Annotated in this window: 5 protein-coding genes and 1 pseudogene; 3 read left to right on the top strand and 3 right to left on the bottom strand. The window is 72.6% G+C overall.

The genetic code is table 11. The annotated features are described in order from the left end of the window. Positions 1 to 256 precede the first annotated feature (256 nt). Both V7793_RS33165 and V7793_RS33160 read left to right on the top strand, forming a co-directional pair. Complete coding sequence (locus V7793_RS33165; protein ID WP_336013416.1) at positions 257 to 430, top strand: hypothetical protein; 174 nt, start codon at positions 257 to 259, stop codon at positions 428 to 430. A gap of 134 nt (positions 431 to 564) precedes the next feature. Further along, positions 565 to 2,229, top strand: coding sequence for an FAD-binding oxidoreductase (locus tag V7793_RS33160; RefSeq protein ID WP_336013415.1), 1,665 nt, complete (start codon positions 565 to 567; stop codon positions 2,227 to 2,229). Between the two features lie 49 nt (positions 2,230 to 2,278). On the opposite strand, the gene V7793_RS33155 is transcribed toward V7793_RS33160, so the two are convergent. Beyond that, positions 2,279 to 3,019: a phosphatase PAP2 family protein gene (locus tag V7793_RS33155; RefSeq protein ID WP_336013414.1), complete on the bottom strand. Its 741-nt coding sequence runs from the start codon at positions 3,017 to 3,019 to the stop codon at positions 2,279 to 2,281. 204 nt (positions 3,020 to 3,223) lie between these two features. Continuing rightward, the gene (locus V7793_RS33150; RefSeq protein WP_336013413.1) at positions 3,224 to 4,234 is read right to left on the bottom strand and encodes a C40 family peptidase; all 1,011 of its coding nucleotides are present in this window, start codon (positions 4,232 to 4,234) and stop codon (positions 3,224 to 3,226) included. A gap of 153 nt (positions 4,235 to 4,387) precedes the next feature. Here V7793_RS33150 and V7793_RS33145 point away from each other — a divergent pair, with 153 nt between their 5' ends. Beyond that, positions 4,388 to 4,597, top strand: a complete 210-nt coding sequence (locus tag V7793_RS33145; protein WP_168092832.1) for a DUF397 domain-containing protein — start codon at positions 4,388 to 4,390, stop codon at positions 4,595 to 4,597. A 44-nt stretch (positions 4,598 to 4,641) separates the two neighbouring features. Here V7793_RS33145 and V7793_RS33140 read toward each other — a convergent pair. Next, a pseudogene (locus tag V7793_RS33140) lies at positions 4,642 to 5,008 on the bottom strand (hypothetical protein); the annotation flags it as partial.

The following is a 5,008-nucleotide window of genomic DNA, read 5'->3' as shown; positions in this document are numbered from 1 at the left end:
GCAGCTCGGGGGCCTCGCGAGCGGCCGGCCCGTGGAGCGTGCAGCCGGACATCAGGAGGCCGAGGGCGAGGCCGGCCGCCACCGCGCGGCCGACGGCCGCGCCCCTGGCACGTCCCCGTCTCCCGCGTCCTTCTCCGCCGCTTCTCTCTCTCCGCGCCACCATGCCTTGCCAGCCCCCTGCCACCGACCCGCTGTGGAACCCGTTACTGCCAACGACGGCGTGGGCGCCACCGTCACGGCCCGGTAGCGTGGTCACGTGTCCGACCGCGCATCCGTGGAGCCGTCCGCAGCCCACTCCACGAGCACCAGCGAGCAGGGATCCTTCTGCTCGGCCCGCTGTACGTGCGGCTGGCGCGGCCCCGCCCGCCGCGCCCGTTCCCTGGCCCGCGACGACGCCGCGGGCCACGAGGCCGCCGCCGGCGCGGCCTGAGCGACCGGCCTCCGCGACGCCTGATCCCCCCGCCTGATCCCGCCCCGCCCGGGTAGGCGGAACCACCGCTACCCCCGCGCCATCTGTCTGGACGACGGGGGAAACCGGCAGCACATCGGGTGACGGGGGCGGGCATGGCCGTTGACGAAAACGGGACGAGTACGGGCGCACAGGGCATAGGTACGAGCGCGGGCACAGACGCACGGGCGGCCGGTGCGCGCGGGTTCCTCGGCAGGCGGCAGCTGCTTGCCGCCGGCGCGGGGCTGGCCGCGGCCGGCACCTGGGCGGCCTCCTGCACCGACAGCCGCGGCCAGGAGCGCCCCGGCCGCATGGTCACCTCGGGCCGGGCCGTCCCCGCCGCACCGCGCCCCGACCCGGCGGCCGCCGACTGGACCGCCCTCGGCAAGGGCCTCTCCGGCGGCCTCGTCCGCCCCGGCGACGCCGACTACGCCGCGGCCCGGCAGCTCTACAACACCCGCTTCGACGACCTGCGCCCGGCCGGCATCGCCTACGTGGCGAACGTCCAGGACGTCCGCGAGTGCCTCGCCTTCGCCCGCCGCTACAGCACCCTCATATCCATACGCAGCGGCGGTCACAGCTACGCCGGCTGGTCCAGCGGCACCGGCCGGCTCGTCGTCGACGTCTCCCGGCTGAAGTCCGTCCGCACCCCGGACTCCCGGTCCGCCGTGATCGGCGCGGGCGCCAAGCTCATCGACGTCCAGACCGGGCTGGCCGGGCAGGGCGTCACCCTCCCCTCCGGCTCCTGTCCGACGGTCGGCATCTCCGGCCTCGCCCTCGGCGGCGGACACGGCGTCACCTCCCGCGCCTACGGCCTGACCTGCGACAGCCTCACCGGCGCCACCCTCGTCACCGCCGACGGCACGGTCCTCGACGTAGGCGCCGAGCGCAACGCCGACCTCTTCTGGGCCCTGCGCGGCGCCGGCAACGGCAACTTCGGCGTGGTCACCGAGCTCCGCTTCCGCACCCGCGCGGCGGCCGACGGCGTCACCGGCTACGTCTCCTGGCCCTGGTCGCGGGCCGCCGACGTGATCCGCGCCTGGCAGGAGTGGGGGCCGAGCCGGCCCGACGAGATCTGGTCCTCCTGCGACCTGTCGGCCGCCGCGGGCGGCACCCCGCGCGTCTCCGTCTCCGCGTACTCCCTCGGCACCCACGGCGACCTGGAGAACGCCCTCGACCTGCTGGTGAGCAAGGTCGGCGGCACGTCCAACGGCGTCCGGCTGCGCCGCCGCGCCCACCTCGACATGGTGCGCGCCTACGCGGGCTGCTCCGACAAGTCCCAGGCGCAGTGCCACCTGCCGGGCCGCACGCCCGGCCGCGACACGGCCGGCACCCTGCAGCGCGAGACGTACGGGGCGCGCTCCGACTTCTACGACCGCTCGCTGAACGCGGCGGGCATACGGGCCCTCACCGGCCAGGTGGAACGTTTCGGCCGAGGGGGCGGCAGCGGCGGCGTCTCGGTCCAGCTGACGGCGCTGGGCGGCGCCGTCAACCGCGTCCAGCCCCTGGCCACGGCCTTCGTCCACCGCCGCTCGCGCTTCCTCGCCCAGTACCTGTCCCACTGGGCCGCGGGCGGCTCCGGCAGCAGCCAGACGTCATGGCTGGACGGCACCCACGCCGCGATGCGCCGCCACGCCTCGGGGTCCGCGTACCAGAACTACGCGGACGCGGGCCTGAAGGACTGGCGCAAGGCGTACTACGGCGGCGCGGAAGGCCGCCTGACCAAGCTCAAGCACCAATACGACCCGAACCGGCTGTTCGACTTCCCGCAGGCGCTGTGAGGTCCGCGCGGAGGCTGGGGGAGCCCCTGGCTCCCCCGGCCGCGTCGGCCTACGCCGCCAGGTCGTTGTCCCGGTGCCGGGGCACGCCCCGCCCCGAGTCGGCGGTTCCGGTGACCGGGGCCTCCGCCGCCGCCAGGGGCGGCGCGAGCGGGCGGTCCGAGCGGACGAGCCAGGCCGCACGCGTCCGCGCGACCGCGCGCGTGAGCGGGGTCAGCAGCATCATCGCCAGCGGCGCCAGGAGGAGCGCGACGGCCGTGCCCAGGGCGAGGCCGCCGATCACGTCCGTCGGGTAGTGCACGCCCATGTAGACGCGGCAGAAGCCCTCCAGGACGGCCAGGCCGATTCCGATCAGGCCGTACTTGCGGTTGGCGACGAAGAGGGCCACGCCGATCGCCATCGTCAGCGTCGCGTGGTCGCTGACGAAGGAGTAGTCGGTCTTGCCCTTGACCAGCACCTCCAGGCCCGGGTGGTCCAGGAAGGGCCGGGGCCGCTTCACGAAGCCGCGGATCGGGATGTTGACGAGGAGGGCGATGCCGGCGGCGAGCGGCGCCCACAGCAGCGCCGCGACGGCGCCCGGCGCGTCCTGCCGGCGGCGCAGGCTCCACCAGGCGAAGAGCATGAGGACGGCGAGGCCCAGGATGATCCCGTACTCGCCGATGAACTCCATCGTGCGGTCGAGCCAGCCGGGGGCGTCCTTGGCAAGGCCGTTGATGTCGTACAGCGTGCTGGTGTCGGGGTTCGACCCGCCCCTGGCCTCCGTCATGGGGTACCCCATCGCGAGTCCAGCCATGTGCCGTGGCCCCTTATCTGTCGCCTGTCGCTACGTCCAGCTGCCGACCCCCGTGGTCCGTGCGTCGCTGTAGCCCCCGCCCAGTGGCGCTGCTTTCCCACTCCCATGGAACGCCCCACTCCGGCCGGGCGTTCCACTCTTCTCCCAATGATCACCAGGACGTTATGGAAGGGTGACCCATCGTCGCAGTTCGTCCTGGAGCGTTCATGCGGCGTTGGCCGCGGGCAATGCTTTCGCGCCATCCTGAGTGACCCGGGTCGCCCCGATGTAGTCCGGCATATCAATCTTGTCGAAGCGGATCACGGCCCCCGTGTAAGGGGCGTTGATCATCTGACCGCCCCCCACGTAGATCCCCACGTGGTGAATGGAGCGCGGGTCCTTCAAGTCATTGGCGAAGAACACGAGGTCACCCGGGAGCAGCTCGTTCCGCTTGGGGTGCGGGCCCGCGTTCCACTGGTCGTTGGCGACGCGCGGCAGGGTGATGCCCACCGATTCGTACGCCGCCTTGGTCAGGCCCGAGCAGTCGAACCTGCCGTTGTCCTCGGTGGTGCCGTCGCCACCCCACAGATACGGCGTGCCGAGCTTCTCCTGCGCGTAGTAGATCGCTCCGGCGGCCTGCTGCGAGGGCGCGACCCTGCCGACGGGCCGGGCGAAGCTCTTCTCCAGCGTGCGGATGGAACGGACGTACCCCTGCGTCTCCTGGTAGGGCGGGATCCCGCGGTGCCGGATCACCGCGTACGAACCGGCGTTGTACGACGCGAGCATGTTGTCCGCGAGGTCGCCGGGGACGTCCTTGACGTACTTCGAGAGCTCGCAGTCGTAGACGGCCGCCGACGGGATGGCGTCCTGCGGATCCCAGATGTCCTTCTTGCCGTCGCGGTTGGCGTCGATGGCGTGGGCGTCCCAGGTGCCCGGGATGAACTGGGCTATCCCGCGCGCGTCCGCCGGGCTCACGGCCTTGGGGTTCCAGCCGCTCTCCGAATAGATCTGCGCAGCCAGGATCGCCGGATTGAGCGCGGGGCAGAGGTTGCCCCACTTCTGCACGAGGGTCTGGTACTGATCCGGCACGGCGCCCTTGGCCAGCCCCACGGAGCCGCCTCCTCCGCCGCCTCCGAGCAGGTTCGACGCCGCGGTGTACACGCCGATCACGAGCAGCCCGATGAAACACAGGCACATCGCGATGCCCACACCCATGCCCACCCAGAGCTTCCGCACCCCGCAATCCTCCCCCAACGACCCGATGCGTATCCGCAATTTCTATCGATCCGTCAACGAGCGTCCAGATCCGGCCCGGTCACGGGGGAAGCGCTACCGTGAGGACGTGACGGGAGTGACACAGGAGTGACACGGGAGTGCCGAGGAGGGCCCATGGCGGAGCTCAACTGGATTCCGGTGACCGAGGGCGACGAGACCGAGTACCTGGAGATCGCCTTCGGTGACGACGGCGACGTCCACCTGCGGACGAACACCGAACCCGAGACCGTGGTGACCACCACCGCGGCCAAGTGGGACGCCTTCGTCCTGGGGGTCAGGGCCGGGGAGTTCGACCACTTCGTGGAGGACGCCGCCGGGGAGTGAGGCGGGCCGCCGGCGGGTGACGCCGGCGGCGGAGGAAGGCACGCTCAGTCGTCGTCCTCGTCGGCATCCCGGCTGCGGCTGTCGCGGCCGCCGGAGTCCTTGGCGTCCTTGCCGTCTTTGCTGTCCCCGGACTTCTTGCGGTCCTTCTTCGGCTTGCGGGAGCCGGACGGCGACGGCCGGGCCGACGGCGGAACCGCCTCGGCCGGGACGACCTTCGGCGCTTCGGCATTCCCGCCCGGCGCCCGCTCCGCCGACTCCGACGGCTGCGCCTCGGGCCGCTGGGAGCCCGTCCCGCCGCCCGAGCCGCCGAACACGGACGCGCCGATCAAAGCCGCCAGCAGGAACGCCACGACGCCCGCCACGGCACTGAGCAGCACCTTGGGGTTGCGTATGCCGCGCGAGCCCTGGGAG

It is taken from the genome of Streptomyces sp. KLMMK, from assembly GCF_036961605.1.
GTDB lineage: Bacteria > Actinomycetota > Actinomycetes > Streptomycetales > Streptomycetaceae > Streptomyces > Streptomyces telluris.
Note: the sequence above shows the minus strand (reverse complement) of the source record. Positions and strands in the feature narration are given on the sequence as shown.

Bases quoted from the DNA above. Each gene is read 5' to 3' on its own strand.
- V7793_RS33160 (WP_336013415.1), top strand. From the start codon at position 565: ATGGCCGTTGACGAAAACGGGACGAGTACGGGCGCACAGGGCATAGGT.
- V7793_RS33145 (WP_168092832.1), top strand. From the start codon at position 4,388: ATGGCGGAGCTCAACTGGATTCCGGTGACCGAGGGCGACGAGACCGAG.
- V7793_RS33155 (WP_336013414.1), bottom strand. From the start codon at position 3,019: ATGGCTGGACTCGCGATGGGGTACCCCATGACGGAGGCCAGGGGCGGG.